Source organism: Plantactinospora alkalitolerans, assembly GCF_015690345.1.
GTDB classification, from domain to species: Bacteria; Actinomycetota; Actinomycetes; order Mycobacteriales; family Micromonosporaceae; genus Plantactinospora; species Plantactinospora alkalitolerans.
Genome location: NZ_JADPUN010000191.1, coordinates 1 through 20,819, shown reverse-complemented (window position 1 = coordinate 20,819; position 20,819 = coordinate 1). Strand labels below are relative to the sequence as shown.

Genomic DNA, 20,819 nt, shown 5'->3' with positions numbered 1-20,819 from the left:
GCGGGCACCGGCGTTCCGGCGGGCCGGTCGCGCCAGCCGTCGAACTCGATCCGGGTACGGCTGGCCAGCAGCAACCCGGTCGCGGCGAGTCCGAACAGGCCGAGCAGGAGCAGCAGCACCGTGGAGCCGGCGGCGCCCAGTCCCAACTGGGCGAACCTGAAACTGGCCTGCCACACACCGAGCAGCGGAGTCATGGTGGATCGGTCTGGGCCGCCCCCGGTGAGCAGTGCCGGCGCGGTGAAGATCTGAAGCGTCAGGGCGAGCAGGGCCAGGCCGACGAACCCGCCGACGGTCAGCAGGGCAGGCGTGGGCCGGCGACCCGGTTCCCGCTGCCGCAGCGCGCTCAGGAACGCCGTCGCGGCGACCGCGACGACCAGCCCGAACGACGTCAGGGCGAGTATCCAGGTCAGCTCGAATCGCGCACCGTCCGCCAGCGAGCCCGACTCGCTCAGCCGTACCCGCCAGCCGAGAAACAGCGCGGTCGGGGCGTACCCGGCGATCGGGAGGGCCAGCACGCCCCGGGTCACCAGCCGGGGTACCCGACCCGCCCGGTCGGCGACGAGCGCGAGCAGCGGCGCGGCCAGCAGCGCGATCGCCAGCGGCAGGAGGCCGAGCAGGAGTGCGAGGCCGAACTGCCCGGCCAGCCCGTCCTCGAAGATCTTCTGGTAGTTGTCGGTTCCGGCCGATTCCGGTTCCCTGATCAGGCTGTCGTGCTGAAAACTCGTCGCCATCGTGGACAGGGTGGGGGCGACGTACGACCAGATCAGCGCGACCAGCGCCGGCAGCAGCAGCACGAGTCCGACCAGTGCCCGTCCCGCCGAGCCGGACCCGGCCGCTGGTACGGGGTGCTGCCTTCCGGGTGGAACCGTCCCGGTCCCTGGCGGTTGCCCTGGAAAACTCATCGCACACATCCCGCCGCTCGACGCCATGGCCACGTCGACCGTACCGAAGCTCGCTCCCTACCGATGTCCGCTGTGATTGTTGTCCGGCTTGGACGTGCCGCAGGTTGACCGGGCCCGTACGCCGCAGGTCGGCGTCCGGTCGGATCGGCGCCTTACCCCCGGTTCGGTGGTTCGACAGGTCCTGCGGCACCCGCCGCCGTCAGTTCGCTGGCAGTCGGGACAGCCGGGACAGCCGGAGAAGGAGCTTCGTCGGGCGTCGGTAGGTTGGCCGACAGTCGGCGTACCCCGGGGTCGAGCAGCATGCCGAGCACCGCGAGCAGCACGATTCCGGCGGCGCCCAGCAGGGTCGGTCCGGTGCCGAGGGCCAGCGCCACCGGCCCGATCGCGATCTGGCCGAGCGGGATCGCCAGGAACGAGCCGAGCGCGTCGTACGAGTAGACCCGGGCGAGCCTGTCGGCCGGGATGTTCTGCTGCATCGAGGTTTCCCAGGCGACCGAGAACTGTTCCACCGCCGCACCGGCGATGAACCCGGTGACCAGCAGGAGAGCGAATCCGGGAGTCCAGGCCAGCCCGACCAGCAGCAGTGCCTCGGCGAACATGCAGAGCACGCCGAGCAGGAGCAGCCGGCGTACCCGGAGGCGGAGCGCGACCAGCGCCCCGGCCACCATTCCGGCGGTCTGGGCGGCGAGCACCAGGCCCCAGGCACGCCGCCCGATCGTCTCGTCCGCGACGGCCGGGCCGAGGACGTTGACCGAACTGGAGTATGCGAAGTTGATCAGCAGGAAGCCGAGGACGACCACCCAGACCCAGGAGCGGGAGACGAACTCGGTCCAGCCCTCGCGCAGTTCCCGGAGCGGGTTCGGCCGGGTGGTGGCGCGGTTGGCGACCGGAGCCACCCGTACCCGGGCGAAGGCCAGCCCGGCCAGCGCGAAGGTCCCGGCGTCCGCCAGCAGACCCCAGCCCGGTCCCACGCCGGCGACCAGGATGCCGCCCAGCGAGGCACCGCCGATCATGGCTGCGTTGACACCGAGCCGGTTGAGCGCGTTGGCCGATTGCAGCAGCTCGGCCGGGACGGTCTGCGGCATCAGCGCGGCGGCGGCCGGCCAGGCGAACGCGGTCACCACCCCGTTGACGGCGCTGAGCGCGATCAGCGTCGGGATCGTCGCGGTGCCGGTGAGCACGAGCGCCGCGACCGCAGCCTGGGTGGCCGCCGCGAGCGTGCAGGAGACGACCATCACGGCGTGCCGGGGCAGCCGGTCGGCCAGTACCCCGCCGAAGAGCAGGAACAGCACGTTGGTCAGCGACCGCGCGCCGACCACCAGGCCGAGGTCGCGCACGGATCCGGTGAGATCGAGTACGGCGAACGCGAGCGCGATCGGCGCGACCGAGTTGCCGAGCATCGTGGCGGCCCGGCCGAGCGCCAGGTAGCGGAAGGGTTGGTGCCGCAGCGGCGCCAGTGCGGCGTCACGGGTTCGCAAGGTCAGCCCTTCATCCGGAACAGGGCCACGGTTGCGCTCACCCGTTGGGTGCCGGGGGTGCGCGGCGGCCGGGCGGCCTGGTGCAGCCGGGCCGACGCCTCGGCGATCGCGTCCCGGATCTCGGTCCAGGTTTCGGGGTCGACCCAGAACTCGGCGTCGGTGAGGAAGCTGCCCGGGCCGCGCAGCAGTTCGGCGGAGCGGCGACGCAGTTCGGCGCTGAGCGCGGCGTAGACCAGTCGGTGTTCGGGGGTTGCCTCACTCCCCTCCGGAACCGGCGCGCGCCAGCCGTGGTCGATCGTCGGGTCGTGCCGGTAGCGCTTGGCGACCCCGCCCCGGATCCGCTCCTCGCCAGCCGCCTCGACGAGACCGGCGGCCAGCAGGTGCCGCAGGTGGTAGCTGGCGTTGGCGTGGGTGAGGTCGAGTTCGCGGGCGACTTCGGCGGCGGTCATCGCGGTCGTCGTCAGCAGCGACAGGATCCGCATCCGAAGGGGATGGGCCAGCGCACGCAACCGCGCTTTCGGATCCGGCGTGTCGTCGGCGGCCCGTTGCCGGTCCGGGTCATCAACTCCCAAAGACATGTTGGGGAGTCTAGGAGACAAGATCCCATCTATCAAGCACTTCTTTGGAGGTCCATGTCGCGCCCACTGAGCCGGTGTGCAGACCACCGTCCAGCGTCGGAGTGATCCGCTACCGTGCAGCCGTGGACCTCGGCCAGGGCTGCACGGCCTGTCGATGGAACCTGACAACACCGGTACCCGGACCGCCAACCGGGCAGCAGATGCGGGCCAGCAACCGGCCCGAGGTGAGAAGATGGCCGGGCCAAGCAGCCGAAGGAGGTGTGCCATGGCATCGAGCCGCGCTACGCCAGATGCGCGTTTCGACGTTCCGTTATATTCGCGGCACCGACCAGTGATCGAGCGCGTGTGCACGGCGTATGCCGGGCCGTTCGTTTATCACCTGAACCGGGACACACTTGTCGCCATGAATCTCGACTGCACCGACTGCGTGCCCTGACCCCCTCAGCGTTCCAGGATCGCGACCACGCCCTGACCGCCGGCCGCGCAGATCGAGATCAGGCCCCGCCCCGACCCTCGCTGCGCGAGCAGCTTGGCCAGGGTGGCGACGATCCGGCCACCGGTCGCCGCGAACGGATGCCCGGCGGCCAGGGACGAGCCGTTGACGTTCACCTTCGCCGGATCGATCGAGCCCAGCGGGGCGTCCAGGCCGAGCCTGTCCTTGCAGAACTCCGGTGACTCCCACGCGGCGAGGGTCGCCAGCACCTGCGAGGCGAACGCCTCGTGGATCTCGTAGTAGTCGAAGTCCGTCAGGCTCAGTTTCGCCCTGGCCAGCAGCCGGGGCACGGCGTACGCGGGCGCCATCAGCAGCCCCTCGTCGCCGTGCACGAAGTCGACGGCGGCCGTCTCGGACTGACCGAACCAGGCGAGCACCGGCAGGTTGTGCGCCTTCGCCCACTCCTGGGAGGCCAGCAGCACCGTCGACGCGCCGTCGGTCAGCGGTGAGGAGTTCCCGGCCGTCATGCTGGCCTGGTCGGCGTCCGGACCCCGGGCGCCGAACGCCGGCCGGAGTGCGCCGAGCTTCTCCACGCTGGTGTCCGGCCGAAGATTCTGGTCCCGGGTCAGCCCCAGGTACGGCGTGACGAGATCGTCGAAGAACCCGCGCTCGTACGCGGCGGCGAGCCGTTGGTGCGACCGTACCGCCAGTTCGTCCTGGTCCTGCCGGGCGATGTTCCAGCGCCGGGCGGTGACCGCGGCATGCTCCCCCATCGACAGCCCGGTACGCGGCTCGGCGTTGCGCGGAATCTCCGGGCGGAACGGCTGGGCCGGACGCAGTCGGGCTGCCGCCCGCAGTCGCCCGCCCAGGCTCCGAGCGGCGTTGATCTCCAACAGGGTCCGCCGCAGGTCCTCGTTCACCGCCAGCGGGGCGTCCGAGGTCGTGTCCACACCACCGGCGACGCCGACCTCGATCTGACCGAGAGCGATCTTGTTGGCGACCAGGATCGCCGCCTCCAGACCGGTCCCGCAGGCCTGCTGGAGGTCGTACGCCGGGGTGCGTGGGTCGAGGCGGGAGCCGAGTACGACCTCGCGGGTCAGGTTGAAGTCCCGGGAGTGCTTCAGCACGGCTCCGGCGGCCACCTCGCCGAGCCGCTCGCCGGCCAGCCCGAACCGGGCGATCAGCCCGTCCAGGGCGGCGGTCAGCATGTCCTGGTTGGACGCCTTGGCGTACCGGCCGTTCGAGCGGGCGAACGGAATCCGGTTGCCCCCGATGATCGCGACGCGACGTACGGTTTCCACGGGTGCCGCCTCCAGAACACAGGGTTGTTCCTACCTTACCGGTGAGTAGGCTACGCGCATGAGTGACAGGTACGCGAGCTTCGCCCACACCGGACCCGGCCGGGCGCTGGTCAAGCGCCTCGGCCTGCCCGACCCGCCCCGACTGCGCCGGTACCGCCCCGGCGACCCGCTGATCCACGGGTCGGTCCGGCTGAACGCCGCTCCCGGCGGCCGGCTGCGCGAATCCCTGGCGAAGCTGCTCGGCAGCGCCGGTGTCGAGATCTCCGCCAATACCGAGGGGCCCGCCGGGGTCGAGGGGGCGGCCGGTGTCGAGGGGGCCGAGCGCGGCGCGGCGACCGCTGCCGGGCCGGTCCGCCACGGCGCCCTGCTCTACGACGCCACCGGGATCACCGACTCGACCGGGCTGCGCGCCCTCTTCGACTTCTTCCATCCGCTGGCCCGGGCGCTGCACCCGTCCGGCCGGGTGATCGTGTTCGGCACCCCGCCGGAGTCCTGCACCAGCCCTCGGGAGGCCACCGCGCAGCGCGCGTTGGAGGGCCTGACCCGCAGCATCGGCAAGGAGTTCGGCCGGGGCACCACCGCCCAACTCGTCCACGTCGCCCCCGGTGCCGAGCGGGCCGTCGAGTCGACGCTACGTTTTCTGCTCTCCGGCCGCTCGGCGTACGTCTCCGGGCAGGTCGTCCGGATCACCCCGGCCGACGTACCCGAGGTCGACTGGGCGCGCCCGCTGGCTGGCCGGATCGCCCTGGTCACCGGGGCGGCCCGGGGGATCGGCGCGAAGGTCGCCGAGGTGTTGGCCGCCGACGGCGCCCAGGTGGTGGCGCTCGACGTACCGGCTGCCGGGGACGCGCTCGCCGAGGTGGCCAACGGCGTCGGCGGTACGGCGGTACAGCTCGACCTGACCGCACCGGACGCACCGGTCCGGCTGGCCGAGCACCTGGCCGACCGGCACGGCCGGGTGGACATCGTCGTGCACAACGCCGGGATCACCCGGGACAAGACCATCGGCCGGATGAACCCGGACTGGTGGGACCAGGTCCTGGAGGTCAACCTCTCCAGCCAGGAGCGGATCAACGAGGTACTGCTGGACCGGGGACTGATTCCGCACGGCGGCCGGCTGATCGCGGTCTCCTCGATTGCCGGGATCGCCGGCAACCGGGGCCAGACGAACTACGCCACCTCGAAGGCCGGCGTGATCGGGCTGGTGCACTCGATGGCGCCCCTGCTCGCCGAGCGGGGCATCACGATCAACGCCGTCGCCCCCGGCTTCATCGAGACCCGACTGACCGCCCGGATCCCGCTGATGTTCCGCGAGGCCGGCCGGCGGCTGAACAGCCTGGCCCAGGGTGGGCTGCCGGTCGACGTGGCGCAGACCATCGCCTGGTTCGCCTCGCCCGGATCGACCGGAATCACCGGGAACGTGGTCCGGGTCTGCGGCCAGAGCGTGTTGGGGGCGTGATGTCGGACCTGCCACCACCCACCGCCGAGCCGGGGAACGCCGAGGTCGAGCTGTCGACGATTCCGGCCGCCGGGCCGCTCTACCGCCGGGCGGCCATCGGGCTCGCCCCGGGCTTCGGTCCGGCCCGGCGGGCCGCCCGGCTGCCGGACCAGGAGCTGGTGGTCCGGGGGGTCACCGTCGACCGTGACCACCTGACCGGGTACGACCGGGTGTGCGGGTTCCGGCTCGCCGACGCGCTGCCACCGACCTATCCACACGTGCTGGCCTTTCCGCTGGCGCTGCGCCTGATGAGCGCGCCGGAGTTCCCCCTGCCGCTGGTCGGTCTGGTGCACGTGGCGAACCGGATCACCGTGCACCGCCGGATCGACGCGGCCGAGCCACTGGACCTGTCGGTACGCGCCGTCGACCTGCGTCCGCACGAGCGGGGGCGGCAGTTCGACGTGCTGTGCACCGCCTCGGTCGGCGCCGAGGTCGTCTGGCGTGGCGTGTCGACGTACCTGCGGCGGGAGCGCGGTGCTGCGGAGAGCACTGCCCGGCGGGAGCGCGGTGGGACGGAGAGCGCCGGCCGGGACCAGTCCGGGGACCGTCCGGCGCCGCCGGCACCGAGCGCGCTCTGGCGGGTACCGCCCCGGGTCGGTCGGGACTATGCCCGGATTTCCGGAGACCGCAACCCGATCCACACCTCGCGGATCGCCGCCCGGCTGTTCGGCTTCCCACGGCCGATCGCGCACGGCATGTGGAGCAAGGCCCGCTGCCTGGCCGCACTGGAGGGCCGGTTGCCGGACGCGTACGAGGTGGAGGTGGCGTTCAAGCTGCCGTTGCCGCTGCCCGGAACCGTCGCGTTCCACGCCACCCCGGCCTGGTCCTTCGGCTTGCACGACGCCCGGCGCGGCCGTCCGTACCTGGTCGGGGTTGTGTCGATCTAGGGCTAAGCCGACAGCCCGGACCAAATATCGAATTTTGCCGTTGACAGGGCCGAAGGTACATCGATACTCTTCGCTTTGACCTGGAAAGCGCTTTCCAGGCCCCGTCCCGATGCGGTGGAACCCCCCGCCGCACCCGTCCACCTACCGCTGGCGGCGCCCGCGTCCCACCCGCGACCCGGCCGCCGGGGTGGACCACTTCCATTCGGAGGTAGCTGTGACCAGCACCAGAACCACCACGTCCGACCGCACCCGGCGGCTCACCCGGGTGCCACTGCTCGCCGTGGCCACCGCCGCCGTACTCGCGGCCACCTCGCTGACCGCGATGCCCAGCGCGTCCGCCGCCTCGTTCAACCTCGAAGGTTGGGCCACCCAGGGCGGCGGCACCAGCGGAGGCGGCAGCGCCTCCCCGGTGACCGTCACCGACTCCGCCGGCCTGATCAGCAACATGCAGGCCAGCGGCGCCCGGGTGATCCGGTTCTCCGGCACGATCTCGATCAGCGGCATGCAGAAGGTGACCGCCAACAAGACCATCATCGGAGTCGGCAGCGGCGCGACGATCACCGGCGGCGGGCTCAACGTCGCCAGCGTCAGCAACGTCATCATCCGGAACATCAACTTCCGGAACTGGGCCGACGACGCGATCAACGTCCAGTACTCGACCCGGGTCTGGATCGACCACAACAGCTTCAGCAACGGCTACGACGGCGCGGTCGACATCAAGCGCAGTTCGGACTACGTGACCGTGTCCTGGAACCGGGTCTTCAGCCACGACAAGTCGTTCCTGCTCGGGCACTCCGACAGCAACTCCGGCGAGGATGTCGGGCGGCTGCGGGTGTCGTACCACCACAACTGGTTCGACGGGTCGAACCAGCGCCACCCCCGGGTCCGGTTCGGCAACCCGGTGCACGTCTACAACAACTTCTACCGCGGCAACGGCGGCTACGGCGTGGCCTCCACCTGCAACGCGGGCGTCCTGGTCGAGGGGAACTACTTCGAGAACGTGTCCGACCCGTACCACCGTGGCGAGGGAAGCTCGCCGGTCGGCGGCCTGGTCGCCCGGAACAACCACCTGGTGAACTCCGGCGCCGGCCAGACCGGCGGCAGCGTGAACAGCATCCCGTACGGCTACAGCCTCGACCCCGCCGCCAACGTGAAGTCGATCGTCACCGGCGGCGCCGGCACCGGCCGGATCTGATCGTCGGCACCGTCGCGAGGCAGCGCGACACCCGCCGGGGTGCTCCGGTCCACGCCGACCGGAGCACCCCGGCACCACACGTCGGTGCCCGCACCCGCTATCCGCCGCCGGGCCGCCCGAACAGGGCGTGCCCGGCGGCGGCGAGGCGTACCAGCGCGATCGTGCCGGCCAGCACCGCGACCGCGACGATCGCGTGGGCGATGTCCATCGTGTAGAGCATCGCCTGGGCCAGGCCGGCGCCGTCGAACATCGCCGGCAGCGCCCAGAGCGCACCGGCCGCCAGCGCGGCACAGCCGACGACCCAACCCGCCGTGCCGGCGACGATCCGACGGCGTGCGGCCGGCACCCCCGCGATCCGACGGCGCCGGACGGCTCTGACCACCGACCAGGCCAGGACGATCAGCAGCAGCCCGACGACGACCACCAGCCCGAGAAGCGTCCAGGTGAGGACGGAGTCCCGGGCGGCCGTGACCGGCTCGCCGCCGCGCAGGATCCGGGCCACGTTGAACGCCATCGACGCCAGCGGCCAGTCCATGGCGAGGCCGTACACGTTGGACAGGATCACGACGGCCAGATCCGACCCCGGTACGAGCAGGACGTGGCTGAAGTAGTTGGCGGCCGCTCCGGCGTGCCAGACGAGGCGGTCACCGAAACCGTCGAGGGTGCTCTCCCGCCATCCCAGGCCGTAGCTGCCGCCACCGCCGGTGGCAACCTGACCGGTGTGCAGGTCGGCGATGCCCTGCCGCGAGAGGACCGAAGCGTCGCCGTAGCGGCCGTCGTTCAGTTGGGCGACGGCGTAGTGCGTCAGGTCCGACAGGCTCGCCGCGAGGTGGCCGTACGGCACGCCGGAGGCGTCGAAGGGCGGGGCGAAGCGGGTCGGGTGCCCGAAGTAGTAACGGTGGCCAGCCGGCACGCCGACCGCCCGCGCCTCGGCCCCGGTGGTGGCGGAGTGCGTCATGCCGAGCGGGTCCAGCACGTGTTCCCGGAGATATCCGCCGAACGTCTGCCCGGTCACCGCCTCCACCAGCAGACCGAGGATCATGTAGTTGGCGTTGCTGTACTGGTGTGCCTCGCCGGGCGACATCGTCGGCGCGACCGTCGCCAGGTCCCGTACCGACCGGGCCAGCCCGTCCGGCTCGTTGTCGTACCGGTCGTTCAGGCCCATCTGTACGACCTGGGGCAGCCCGCTGGTGTGGGTCAGCAACTGCCGTACGGTGATCCGGGCGGCCACCGACTCGTCCGCCAGTCGCAGCTCCGGAACGTACCGGCGAACCGGCGCGTCGAGTTCGACCCGTCCCGCCTCGACCAGTTGCCGTACCGCCAGCGCGGTGAACGACTTGGACACCGAGCCCACCACGAACGGCGTCTGCGGCGTCACCCGCGCCCCGTCGCCGTCGACGCCCCAGGTGCCCTGGCCGATCACCTCGGTACCCCGGACGACCGCGTACGCCAGGCCCGGTACCCGGATCTCGGCCATGTGCCGGCGCAGGTACGCCTCCACCCTGGCGATCTCGTCGTCGGTCCCGCCGACATCGTCATCGCTCGTTCCTGATCCGGCCGTCGATCCGGATCCGGCCGTCGATCCGGAACCGGCCGAGTTACCGGCCGCCGGGCCCGTCGGAACGGCCACGGCCAGTGGCACCAGCGCCGCCGTGAGGGTCGCCAGCAGGACCGTCCCCATCCCCGCCCAGGGTGAACGGACGCCCATATCCCAATCCTTTCGATCGAGGGGTTGACCAGGCCTGGTCAACCGATCTGACTCAGCAGGCGCTCCAGCTCGGTGAGCCGCCGCCTGACCTCCGCCAACTCGTCGCGGGCCGCCCCCAGCTCCGCGCGCAGGCCCTGAAGTTCGGTGGCGGCGGCCTGGCCGGCCTCTGCGGTCCGTGCTCCGGCCTCGGCGACGCGCTCGGCCAGCGCCTCGTACCGGTCCGCGCCGGCCGCCGACCGCCGGGCCCGGTAGAACCCCAGGCCCACGAAACCGACGACGGCGACCAGTGCGACCACCAGCGCCGTCGAGGCGATCGTGGCCGTCTGTGCGATGTCCAGCTCGGCGCTCGATACTGTGCTCACTTACTCGTGTCCCTTCGCGATCCACCGGTTTCCGGGGCACCCGGTGCCGGTCCGTCCGTCTCCGCCTGTTCCGCGCCCAGCGACCGCACCGCCGCGATGACCGCCTCCGGCGTCAGCTCCAGCGCGAACGGCACCAGCTCGAAGTACTTCACCGAACTGCCGTCCCGCGCCGTCTCCAGCACCCCCGTGACCAGGCCGGCGGCCTCCAGCCGTTGCAGGTGCATGTACAGCAGCGGCCGGTTCATCTGCAGTTGTCGGGCCAACTGGCTGACGTAGGTGCGCCCCTCGGCGAGCGCGGCGATGATCCGCAGCCGATGTGGACTGGCCATCGCGGTCAACACCCGCAGCAGCTCGTCGCCCGAGGGCGAAGCCTGGTCCATGCCTCTGGTTCCCTTCCCGGGTGTCAGTCCGGACTGACACCCCCTGTCAGAAGAGACTGACACCCCCGACGGCATGCGTCAAGCCCGATACCGGTCCGGTAGCGGGCGGGGAAAGTTGGGTAGCGGGCGGGGGAAGAGTCAGCGCGGAGGCGGTACGACCCGGTCGCCGACCGGCGGCGGGCGCCACAACTGACCGGCCAGCAGACTGCCGGCGCCGGTCCAGGCGAAGTTCATCATCCGGGTGGCCATCCGATCCGGGTCGGCGTCCGGGTGGTCGGCAAGCCAGTCCGCCGCCGACTCGGAGGCGCCGACCAGGGCGTACGCCATGACATCCCGCTCTGCCGCGCGGACCTCATGGCCCTGCGCGGCCAGGCCCCGGTCGAGCATCCCGGCGACCACCTCGATGATCCGGCTGCGCATCGCGGCCAGTTCGCCCGCGAACGGCCGCTCCCCGCGAGCCTGCCGGTAGAGCACCGCCCAGCCGTCCCGATGCGCCCCGACGAACCGGAAGAACGCCCGCAGGCCGCGCCACAGCCGCTCGTCGAACGGCAGGTCCGGAACCACCGCGCCGACGATCGCCTCCATCAGCCGGGTTCCCTCCCGGTGCAGGCAAGCTGTGAAAAGCTCCTCCTTGGAACCCAGGTAGGCGTACACCATGGGTTTGGAGATCCCGGCCTCGTCGGCGATCTCGTCCATGCTCGCCGCATGGAAGCCGCGCCGGGAGAAGACCTTCACCGCGGCGTCGAGCATCTGCTGCTCGCGTACGGCCCGGGGCAGCCGCTTGGGGTTGGGCATGGTGGGCACGCTTGCGAGCTTACCTACTCGTGCGTAAGGTTACGCCTCAGTAACCCAAACGCCCCAGCCCGGAAGGTCCACTCCATGACTGACTTCGATCCGGCCAACTTCACCTCGGTCGAGCCCAAGGAGTTCGCCCAGCTCGTCAAGTCGACCCCGGACGACAAGCTGGCCGAGGTGATGAGCGGCGACCTGCGCGGCACCATACTCGACGCGGTGTTCGGCCGGATGCCGGCGCTGTTCCGGGCCGACCGGGCCGGTTCGACCAACGCGGTCATCCACTGGACCATCACCGGAGCGGCGGACGGCGGCTCGGACACCTACGAGATCGTCATCGAGAACGGGACCTGCCAGGTCTCGGAGACGCCCAGCCGGGACCCGAAGCTCTCCCTCACGATGGGACCGGTCGAGTTCCTGAAGATCGTTTCGGGCGGCGCCAACCCGGTGATGATGTTCATGACCGGCAAGCTCAAGGCAAAGGGCGACCTGGGACTGGCGGCCAACATCGCCAACCTGTTCGACATCCCCAAGTCCTGAGGCTCGCGACACCGACACCGACACCGACACCGACACCGACGATGCGCGACAGGGGGACACCGTGACCGAGTTCTCGCTCGACCTGAACGAGGAGCAACGGGACCTGCGCGACTGGGTGCACGGCTTCGCCGCCGACGTCGTACGCCCGGCCGCCGCGCAGTGGGACGCCCGCGAGGAGACCCCCTGGCCGGTGCTCCAGGAGGCGGCCAAGGTCGGGCTGTACGGCTTCGAGTTCGTCGCCACCTGCTGGGCCGATCCGACCGGCCTCTCGCTGCCGATCGCCAGCGAGGAACTCTTCTGGGGCGACGCCGGCATCGGGCTGTCGATCTTCGGCAGCACACTCGCCGTGGCCGCCATCTACGGCGCCGGCACCCCCGAGCAGCTCGTCGAGTGGGTGCCGCAGTGCTTCGGCACCGTCGACGAACCGGCGGTCGCGGCGTTCTGCAGCACCGAGCCGGAGGCCGGCTCCGATGTCGCCGCCATGCGCACCCGGGCCCGGTACGACGAGGCGACCGACGAATGGGTGCTCAACGGCCAGAAGGCGTACGCCACCAACGGCGGGATCGCCGCCGTGCACGTGGTGACCGCCTCGGTCGAGCCCTCGCTCGGCTCTCGCGGGCAGGCCGCCTTCGTGGTGCCGCCCGGCACCCCGGGGCTCGCCGCGACGAAGAAGCTCAAGAAGCTGGGCCTGCGCGCCTCGCACACCGCCGACGTCTTCCTCGACGACGTACGGGTGCCCGGCCACTGCCTGCTGGGCGGGCGCGAGGCACTGCGCGAACGGCTCGACCGGGCCCGCTCCGGCCAGCGCGGAAAGAGCCAGGCGGCGATGCGTACGTTCGAGTTGTCCCGCCCCACCGTCGGGGCCCAGGCGATCGGGGTGGCCCGCGCGGCGTACGAGTACGCGCTGGCGTACGCCCAGGAGCGGGTCCAGTTCGGCCGGCCGATCATCGAGAACCAGGCGATCGCCTTCGCCCTCGCGGACATGCGTACGGAGATCGACGCCGCCCGGCTGTTGGTCTGGCGGGCAGCCTGGATGGGCCGGAACAACCGCCCGTTCACCGCCGGCGAGGGATCCATGTCCAAGCTCAAGGCCGGCGAGGTGGCGGTGTCGGTGACCGAGAAGGCGGTGCAGATCCTCGGCGGCGCCGGCTTCCTGCGCGACCATCCCGTCGAACGCTGGTACCGGGACGCCAAGATCTACACGATCTTCGAGGGGACCTCCGAGATCCAGCGCCTGGTCATCTCCCGAGCCATCTCCGGACGGCCGATCCGCTGACCCATGGCCCTACCCTTCCTCGTCACCACCCTGACCCGCCGTGGCCTGCTCAAGCCCGGCTCGCCGATCCGGATCGCGGCCCAGCTCGGCGCGCTGCGGAACTGGGGTTTCAGCCTCGCCGGTGAGCTACGTCAGGCCGCCGCCCGGGATCCGGACCGGGTCGCCGTCGTCGACGAGGAACTCGGGAAGATCAGTTACCGGGAGCTGCTGGACCGGGCCGAACGGCTGGCCCGGTCACTGCGGGCGAGGTACGGCATCGCCGAGGGCGACCGGATCGGCCTGCTCTGCCGCAACCACCACGGGCTGGTCGAGACGGCGATCGCCGGCCCACTGCTGGGTGCCGACATCGTGCTGGTCAACACCGGGCTCTCCGGGGCACAGCTCGCGGACGTCGTGCGGGAACAACGGATCCGGCTGCTGGTGCACGACGCCGAATTCGTCGACCTGACGATCGGACTACCTCCGGAGGTGGACCAGCTCGACGAACGCGGGTGCGCGGACCTGGTCGCCGCCGCACCGCTGGGCGAACTGCGCCGCCCCGGGCGGGACGGCCGGACCATCGTGCTCACCTCCGGCACCACCGGCACGCCGAAGGGCGCCCGGCGGCCCACCCCGAACGGGCTCGGTCCGCTCGTCGCCATCATCGACCGGATCCCGCTGCACGTCGGCGCCCGGATGATGATCGCGGCTCCGCTCTTCCACACCTGGGGATACGCGGCACTACAGATGGCCTTCGCGCTGCGTGGCACCGTCGTACTGCACCGCAGGTTCGAGCCGGCCGCCGCACTGGAGGCGGCCCGGCGGCACCGGTGCACCGCGCTGTTCGCCGTACCGGTGATGGTGCAACGACTGCTGGAGGTGCCGCCGCCGGCTACCCGACCGCCGCTGGAGGTCGTCGCGGTGAGCGGCTCCGCCCTACCGGGCGGTCTGGCGACCCGGTTCATGGACCGGTACGGCGACGTGCTCTACAACCTGTACGGCTCCACCGAGGTCTCCTGGGCCGCCATCGCCACCCCGGCCGAGTTGCGCCAGGCTCCCACCACCGCCGGCCGCCCGCCGCACGGGACCCGACTGGCGATCCTCGACCGGGACGGCGACCCGACCCCGACCGGTCAGGTCGGCCGGATTCTCGTCGGCAACGAGTTGCTGTTCGAGGGGTACACCTCGGGCACCGGGGGCGACGGCAGCGGTCGGGACGGTGGCGGTGGTCTGGGGTTGCTGGACACCGGTGACCTCGGCCACCTGGACGCCGACGGGCTGCTCTACGTCGACGGGCGCGCCGACGACATGATCGTTTCTGGTGGCGAGAACGTCCACCCGTCCGAGGTGGAGAACCTGCTCGCCGAGTTGCCCCAGGTACGCGAGGTGGCGGTGATCGGCGTGCCGGACCGGACGTACGGCCAGCGGTTGGCGGCGTACCTGGTACTGCTTCCCGGTGAGGCGCTCGATCCGGAGGCGGTACGGGAGTATGTCCGCCGCTACCGGGCCCGGTTCTCGGTCCCCCGGGACGTCATCTTCGTACCGGCGCTGCCGCGCAACGCCACGGGAAAGGTGCTGACCCGGGAACTGCGCCGGTACCACCGGGCCTGACCCGGCCCACCGGACCGGACCGGGTAGACCGGTGGGGGTCAGGTGGTGACGGCGACGGTCACCGTGCCGATCAGGATCCGGTGGTCGGAGCAGGGCCCGCCGCAGGTGGTGGCGATGGACAACGAGTCACCCGTGTAACCGCCGACAATCCGGTCCTGGTGTACGAAAATCAGGTCGATCTTCTTGCCCTGGCCGTTCGGTCCCGTCGTGTCGCCGTCGGCCACCGTCGTCTCGCCGTACCCCGGCCTGCCCGGGTCGGTGTCGTCGAGTTCGCGGTAGGAACCGGTGTTGCCGGAATTGAGCGGGACGTTCAGGTTCCGCGAGTACCAGGGGTTCATCCGCCCGTAGTCGGGCTGGGCGTTGAAGTCGCCGGCGATGATCACGGTGTCGCCGGCGGCGTGGAAGGCGTCCAGCCGGGACAGCACCTCACCGAGCTGGCGTTCGTTGATCTTCTCTGTCCCGATCACCTCGTTCGACGGGGTGATGTGGGTGGTGCAGAACCGCAGCCGGGGCCGGGCCTCCAGCGGCGCGCAGAGCAGCTTGCGCCGCTCCGAACTACCGTCGGCGGCCAGTGCGTACCGGTTCGCCGGGCCCAGCGGCGCCTTGCTGAAGATCGCCAACCCGTACGGCTCCCCGCCGCAGCCGGTGTCGTTGTGCGGCTCGAAGCGGGAGAAGTTCTCCACGTCCTGAGCCCAGCCGGAGCCGCGCAGATTGGCCTGCACCGCCTTGTACTGGCTCCAGCACAACTCGTTGAGCGCGGCGAACTGGGCGCTCCGGTTGCGGATCGAGTTGCTCAGCGCGGTGATCAGACCGTTGCCGGTGGCGCCACGGTGCATGGCCCAACCGGCGACGTTCCAGGTCCAGACGTGGTAGGTGGTGTCGACCACGGCCGCCCGAGCCGGGGTGGCGACCGGTACGACCGCCGCCGTCACCGTGGTCAACACCATCACCGCGAGAGTTCCGAACCGTCGTCGAACCCGCATCGCCACGCCTCCCGATGATCCGACCTTCGATGACCGGGAGGATAACGTCCGGCGCCGCCCGCGTCAGTACACATCGGACGGCCGTGCCGTGAGCCGGTGTTCGTCGCCGGCAGGTGAACCCCCGGTCCGGCAACGCCGGAACCCGGGTTCGCCGTGGACTAGAGTTCGCCGATCTCGTAGACCACGGCCGAGCCGGTCAACGTCTTGGACCGCACCGCGCCCCCGCCGACCGTACGCAGTTGGTAGGTGTGCGTCACGGTGTCACCGGGCGGGCCGGCACACGGGAAGTCGATCGTCGCGCTGCCCTGGGCCGGGTAGCTGTCGTACACCCCGGGGCCGTCGACGGAGAGCGTGACCGTGTCCGTGCCGGTCACCTTCCATTCCAGGATGACCGGTACGCCGGGGATCGGGTTGATGTTGGTGCCCTGCGCGCACTTCGGCTTCTGTCTGATCCGGAACGAGACGATGGTCGGGCCGCTCGGCTTCGGATCCTTCGTACCCTCGGAGTAGCCGCCGCCGGTCTCGCCGCCGCCGGTCTTGCCGCTTCCGCTCTGGCCGCCGCCGCCCGCCGGGCTCGCGCTCGACTCCGGCTGCCCGGTCGGCCCGCTACCCAGGCCCTCCTCACCGGGAGCCGGTGTCGAGGTGGCCGGGCGGCTTCCGCCGGTCTGGATCGTTACGCAACCGGTCGACCCCACCGCCATCGCCGTACCGAGGACGACCAGGGCCGCCCGAGTCAGGTACCTGTGCATGGTCGCTCCTCCGCCGCTGGGAACCCGGCCCTCGACCGGGTGATCCTCACGGTAGGAACGCGCCGTGATCGACGAATCACGGTTTCGTGCCAGCCGGAGCAGGTTGGTCACGGGGCACCGGCCCGCCGCCCGTCCGGATCGCCGGATCGCCGGATCGGAGTGGGTGTCCCGGTTCAGCCGTCGGTCGGCGCGACCCGCTGCGGTGCGTCGAGCCGGCCGGCCGCGGCGAGCGCCGCGATGTCGCGCCGGTACTGCGCACCGTCCAGGCCGAGCCCGGCGACCAGGGCGTACGCGGCCTCCCGGGCCGCGACCAGGTCGGCGCCGAGGCCCGTACCCGAGAGCACCCGGCCACCGGCGGAGACCAGCGCGCCGTCGACGGCCCGGCGGGCGGTCCCGGCGTGGATGATCCCGGCCCGCTCCGCGCCGGTGATCACGTCCCCGCTGCGGGCCGTGCCCGGATAGCCGGCCGACGCGACCACCACGGTGACCGCCGCACCGGACCGCCAGTGCAGCGGCGGGTGCCCGGCCAGCGTCCCGGTCGCGGCCGCGTGCAGCAGGCCGGCGAGCGGCGTGGACAGCAACGCGAGTACGACCTGCGTCTCCGGGTCGCCGAACCGCGCGTTGAACTCGATCACCCGTGGGCCCTGCCCGGTGATGGCGAGACCGACGTAGAGCAGGCCGCTGAACGGGGCACCGCGGCCACGCAGCTCCGCGAGGGTGGGATGGACCACCGTCGCCATGACCTCGTCGACCGTGCCCTCGGGCAGCCACGGCAGCGGCACGTACGCCCCCATGCCGCCGGTGTTCGGGCCGGTGTCGCCGTCGCCGATCCGCTTGAAGTCCTGGGCCGGCAGCAGCGGCAGCGCGGTCTCCCCGTCGGTGACCACGAAGAGCGACACCTCGGGTCCGGCGAGGTACTCCTCGACGACGACCCGGTCGCACGAGGCGGCGTGGTCGAGTGCCGCCGACCGGTCGTCGGTGACCACCACACCCTTGCCGGCGGCGAGCCCGTCGTCCTTGACCACGTACGGAGCACCGAACTCGTCGAGCGCCTGCGCCACCAGGGCGGCCCCGACCCCGCTGCCGGGGTTGACGACCGCTCGGGCCCGGGCGGTCGGTACGCCGGCCGCGTTCATCACGTCCTTGGCGAACGCCTTCGAGCCCTCGATCCGGGCCGCCGCTCCGGACGGGCCGAAACAGGCGATCCCCTTGGCCCGTACCGCGTCGGCGACCCCGGCGACCAGGGGTGCCTCCGGACCGACGACGACCAGGTCGGCCTGGACCTCGACGGCGAGCGCCGCGACCGACGCCGGATCGGTGATCTCCACCGGGCGCAGCTCGGCGACCGCCTCGATGCCCGGGTTTCCCGGTGCGGCGATCAGATGGTCGACGGCCGGATCGTCGGCCAGCCCGAGCGCGAGCGCATGCTCCCGCCCGCCGCCACCGAGAAGTAGTACGCGCACAGCGCCCGATCCTACGGGTTGGCCGGTGCCGCCGAGGGCCGGGCGGGGATCAGTTCGTGCCGGACGATGTTCTCCTCACGACCGGGCCCGACACCGACCACGCTGATCCGGCACCGGCACAGTTCCTCCAGCCGGGCGAGGTAGCGGCGGGCGTTCTCCGGCAGTTCCGCCTCGGATCGCGCCTTGGAGATGTCCTCCTCCCAGCCGTCGAACTCCTCGTAGATGGGCCGCGCGTGGTGGATCGCGGTCTGCGTCATCGGCATGTCGTCGAACCGCTCGCCGTCGATCTCGTAGCCGACGCAGATCCGCACCTTGTCCAGCCCGGAGAGGACGTCGAGCTTCGTGACCACCAGGTCGGTGATGCCGTTGAGCCGGACCGCGTACCGGCCGATCACCGCGTCGAACCAGCCGCACCGGCGTTCCCGGCCGGTGGTGGTGCCGTACTCGGCGCCGATCTTGCGCAGGTGGGCGCCGCTGTCGTCGAACAACTCGGTCGGGAACGGACCCGAACCGACCCGGGTGGTGTACGCCTTCGTCACACCGATCACCTGGGTGATCGACATCGGCGGGATGCCGGCGCCGACACAGGCACCGCCGACCGTCGGGTTCGACGAGGTCACGAAGGGGTAGGTGCCGTGGTCCATGTCCAGCATGGTCGCCTGGGCGCCCTCGAGCAGCACCGTCTCGCCGCGGTCGAGCGCGTCCCAGAGGACCACCCGGGTCTCCGCGATGTACGGCCGCAGCCGCTCCGCGTAGCCGAGGTACTCCTCGGTCACCGCCTCGATGTCGAGCGCCTTGCGGTTGTAGACCTTGAACAGGATCTGGTTCTTCTCCCGGAGCGCCAGTTCGAGTTTCTTGCGCAGGATGCCCGGGTCGAGCAGGTCCTGCACCCGGATGCCCATCCGGGCGACCTTGTCGCCGTACGCCGGGCCGATCCCCCGGCCGGTGGTGCCGATCCGGGACGAGCCGAGATACCGCTCGACCACCCGGTCCAGGGCCCGGTGGTGCGGCATGATCAGGTGCGCGTCGCCGGAGATCCGTAGTCGGGAGACGTCGACACCCCGTTCGGCCAGGCCGTCGATCTCCGAGATCAGCACCTTGGGGTCGACCACCACGCCGTTGCCGATCACGATCATCGCGGTCGGAGACAGCGCACCCGACGGCATCAGGTGCAGTGCGTACTTCTGTCCGTCCGGGGTGACCACCGTGTGCCCGGCGTTGTTACCACCCGAGTACCGGACGACGTAGTCGACCCGGTCGCCCAGCAGGTCGGTAACCTTGCCTTTGCCCTCGTCGCCCCACTGCGCCCCGATGAGCACGATCGCCGGCATCTTTAAACCCGCCTCCAGGGGGCTCGGGTGCCAGGTGGCGACCGCGTGGCGAGCCCGAGGTGTCAGGCTAACAAAAAGTGACGACCCGGCCCGCAGAGGCCGGGCTGGCGGCAGGAGGCGACTCCCGGTGTACGACGTGGTACTGCTCACCCTCGACTCGGGTGAGGACGGTTCGGCGGGCTGTGGCTCGGGCGGCGACTGCTGCTCCGCCGGCCAGGCCGCCAGTCGGACCGACTGCGCGGACACTCCACGCGTACCGGTGCTGGCCTGTGCGGACGCGCTCACGGCCCGGGGCGCCCGGGTCGAGCCGGTGACCGCCCGCTCCGATGCGGAGATCGACGCGGTACTCGCCCGGCTGGACGGCCCGCCCCGGCCGGACGGTCTCGACTGGCCCGATCCGGAGGGAAAGACCAGACTCGTAATCGCTACGGCGAGTGATGGTCAGTTGCGCGCAGTAATGCGCCGGATGGTCCGCCGGTACGCCCCGCCGCCCAGCCGCCGCCCGACGGACCTCGCCGGCAACCGCACGGTTCCCGACCTGCCGCCGATCGGCCTGCTGCCGCTCGATCCGGCCGGCTCGGGAACGGCAACCCGGGAACCGTTCCGCGACCTGGTCGGGCAACTCCGGCTGCCCCGCGATCCCGCCGGGGTCGCGGCGGCGGTGCTGGACGGCCGGGTCCGCCGCCTCGACCTGCTCCGCAACGACGGCGGTTCGGTCACTCTGGACGGCGCGCTGCTCGGCGCCGCCAACGATGCCGGCCAGCCGCTGGCCTGGCGTGGGCGGGTGGAGGTCGACGACGCCGTGCTGTCGAACGGTGACGATCCGCTGTTCGCCTGTGCGATCGGCAACGCGGGCGGCTACGCCGAACTGGCCGGGCTGGAGCTGCTGTCGACGGCGGACCCGGCCGACGGCGTGGTCGACGTCGCCGTCGCCGTTCCGGTCGTGACCCGGTCCCGCTGGGGCCGCCAACGGGTACGCCTGGAGGTCCGGCGGGCCCGGGGCCGCGCCGTCGCGGTCACCCCCCGGGATCCGGACGTCCCGTTCCTGGACGACGGCGTCTCCGGCACGCTGAACCGGAAGCGGTCCTGGTGGATCGAGCCGGGGGCGTGGGCAGTGTACGACCACTGATCTCTTGTGGAAGGCTGTAGGTGGGGACCTCCGTGCCCGGCCGAAGGCCGATCGGCGGGCATATCCTCGAGTAGTGGAGGGGAGGTAGGTAGGCCGTGGTGGACAATCATGGAAACCGGGTGTACGTGCCAGGTCAGGTGCCGGCGGCGCCGCGTGCGGAAGAGCCGCTGTGGCCCCCGGACGAGATCGTCGCCGAGCCACGCGAGGACTCCGGTCCCATCTCCGGCTGGGCACCACCCCCACC

18 protein-coding genes and 1 pseudogene are annotated in these 20,819 nt (G+C 71.5%); 7 read left to right on the top strand and 12 right to left on the bottom strand.

The features are described 5' to 3' along the window. The 4 genes and pseudogenes from I0C86_RS20580 to I0C86_RS20565 all read right to left on the bottom strand — a co-directional run. A pseudogene (locus I0C86_RS20580) lies at positions 1-902 on the bottom strand (sugar ABC transporter permease); the annotation flags it as partial. Positions 903-1,054: 152 nt separating this feature from the next. Continuing rightward, complete coding sequence (locus tag I0C86_RS20575) at positions 1,055-2,380, bottom strand: MFS transporter (protein ID WP_196202896.1); 1,326 nt, start codon at positions 2,378-2,380, stop codon at positions 1,055-1,057. Positions 2,381-2,382: 2 nt separating this feature from the next. Further along, complete coding sequence (locus tag I0C86_RS20570; protein WP_196202895.1) at positions 2,383-2,958, bottom strand: ArsR/SmtB family transcription factor; 576 nt, start codon at positions 2,956-2,958, stop codon at positions 2,383-2,385. 441 nt (positions 2,959-3,399) lie between these two features. Continuing rightward, the gene (locus I0C86_RS20565) at positions 3,400-4,692 is read right to left on the bottom strand and encodes an acetyl-CoA C-acetyltransferase (protein WP_196202894.1); all 1,293 of its coding nucleotides are present in this window, start codon (positions 4,690-4,692) and stop codon (positions 3,400-3,402) included. Positions 4,693-4,750: 58 nt separating this feature from the next. Between I0C86_RS20565 and I0C86_RS20560 the strand changes: the two genes are divergently transcribed. The 3 genes from I0C86_RS20560 to I0C86_RS20550 all read left to right on the top strand — a co-directional run bounded on the left by I0C86_RS20560 (position 4,751) and on the right by I0C86_RS20550 (position 8,272). Further along, the gene (locus tag I0C86_RS20560; RefSeq protein WP_196202893.1) at positions 4,751-6,151 is read left to right on the top strand and encodes a 3-oxoacyl-ACP reductase; all 1,401 of its coding nucleotides are present in this window, start codon (positions 4,751-4,753) and stop codon (positions 6,149-6,151) included. Continuing rightward, positions 6,151-7,077 (top strand): MaoC/PaaZ C-terminal domain-containing protein, encoded by a 927-nt coding sequence (locus I0C86_RS20555; RefSeq protein WP_196202892.1) that lies wholly within the window; start codon positions 6,151-6,153, stop codon positions 7,075-7,077. The genes I0C86_RS20560 and I0C86_RS20555 overlap by 1 nt, the downstream gene beginning before the upstream one ends. A gap of 322 nt (positions 7,078-7,399) precedes the next feature. After that, on the top strand, positions 7,400-8,272 hold the full coding sequence (locus I0C86_RS20550; RefSeq protein ID WP_230394489.1) for a pectate lyase family protein: 873 nt from the start codon (positions 7,400-7,402) through the stop codon (positions 8,270-8,272). 97 nt (positions 8,273-8,369) lie between these two features. Here the strand turns inward: I0C86_RS20550 and I0C86_RS20545 are convergent, their stop codons facing one another. From I0C86_RS20545 to I0C86_RS20530, 4 genes are all read right to left on the bottom strand, one after another. Continuing rightward, complete coding sequence (locus I0C86_RS20545; RefSeq protein ID WP_196202890.1) at positions 8,370-9,980, bottom strand: serine hydrolase domain-containing protein; 1,611 nt, start codon at positions 9,978-9,980, stop codon at positions 8,370-8,372. A gap of 38 nt (positions 9,981-10,018) precedes the next feature. Beyond that, the gene (locus I0C86_RS20540; RefSeq protein WP_196202889.1) at positions 10,019-10,342 is read right to left on the bottom strand and encodes a hypothetical protein; all 324 of its coding nucleotides are present in this window, start codon (positions 10,340-10,342) and stop codon (positions 10,019-10,021) included. Next, positions 10,339-10,722 (bottom strand): ArsR/SmtB family transcription factor, encoded by a 384-nt coding sequence (locus I0C86_RS20535; protein WP_196202888.1) that lies wholly within the window; start codon positions 10,720-10,722, stop codon positions 10,339-10,341. Before I0C86_RS20535 ends, I0C86_RS20540 begins: the two co-directional genes overlap by 4 nt. 138 nt (positions 10,723-10,860) lie before the next feature. Continuing rightward, positions 10,861-11,517: a TetR/AcrR family transcriptional regulator gene (locus I0C86_RS20530; protein WP_196202899.1), complete on the bottom strand. Its 657-nt coding sequence runs from the start codon at positions 11,515-11,517 to the stop codon at positions 10,861-10,863. Positions 11,518-11,601: 84 nt separating this feature from the next. Here I0C86_RS20530 and I0C86_RS20525 point away from each other — a divergent pair, with 84 nt between their 5' ends. The 3 genes from I0C86_RS20525 (at position 11,602) to I0C86_RS20515 (ending at position 14,920) form a co-directional block, all read left to right on the top strand. Further along, entirely contained in the window at positions 11,602-12,054 is a 453-nt protein-coding gene (locus tag I0C86_RS20525; RefSeq protein ID WP_196202887.1) for an SCP2 sterol-binding domain-containing protein, read from the top strand. 61 nt (positions 12,055-12,115) lie between these two features. Beyond that, positions 12,116-13,330: an acyl-CoA dehydrogenase family protein gene (locus tag I0C86_RS20520; protein ID WP_196202886.1), complete on the top strand. Its 1,215-nt coding sequence runs from the start codon at positions 12,116-12,118 to the stop codon at positions 13,328-13,330. Between the two features lie 3 nt (positions 13,331-13,333). Continuing rightward, positions 13,334-14,920, top strand: coding sequence for an AMP-binding protein (locus tag I0C86_RS20515; RefSeq protein WP_196202885.1), 1,587 nt, complete (start codon positions 13,334-13,336; stop codon positions 14,918-14,920). Between the two features lie 38 nt (positions 14,921-14,958). Here I0C86_RS20515 and I0C86_RS20510 read toward each other — a convergent pair whose 3' ends face one another. The 4 genes from I0C86_RS20510 to I0C86_RS20495 all read right to left on the bottom strand — a co-directional run bounded on the left by I0C86_RS20510 (position 14,959) and on the right by I0C86_RS20495 (position 19,446). Continuing rightward, positions 14,959-15,903 carry an endonuclease/exonuclease/phosphatase family protein gene (locus I0C86_RS20510; protein WP_230394485.1) on the bottom strand — a complete coding sequence of 315 codons (945 nt, stop codon included), beginning with the start codon at positions 15,901-15,903 and terminating at the stop codon, positions 14,959-14,961. 158 nt (positions 15,904-16,061) lie between these two features. Beyond that, positions 16,062-16,652, bottom strand: a complete 591-nt coding sequence (locus tag I0C86_RS20505) for a hypothetical protein (protein WP_196202884.1) — start codon at positions 16,650-16,652, stop codon at positions 16,062-16,064. Positions 16,653-16,825: 173 nt separating this feature from the next. After that, positions 16,826-18,115, bottom strand: coding sequence for a phosphoribosylamine--glycine ligase (gene purD, locus I0C86_RS20500; protein ID WP_196202883.1), 1,290 nt, complete (start codon positions 18,113-18,115; stop codon positions 16,826-16,828). An 11-nt stretch (positions 18,116-18,126) separates the two neighbouring features. Further along, the gene (locus I0C86_RS20495) at positions 18,127-19,446 is read right to left on the bottom strand and encodes an adenylosuccinate synthase (RefSeq protein WP_196202882.1); all 1,320 of its coding nucleotides are present in this window, start codon (positions 19,444-19,446) and stop codon (positions 18,127-18,129) included. A gap of 127 nt (positions 19,447-19,573) precedes the next feature. Between I0C86_RS20495 and I0C86_RS20490 the strand changes: the two genes are divergently transcribed. Continuing rightward, positions 19,574-20,575: a diacylglycerol kinase family protein gene (locus tag I0C86_RS20490; RefSeq protein ID WP_196202881.1), complete on the top strand. Its 1,002-nt coding sequence runs from the start codon at positions 19,574-19,576 to the stop codon at positions 20,573-20,575. Positions 20,576-20,819 lie beyond the last annotated feature (244 nt).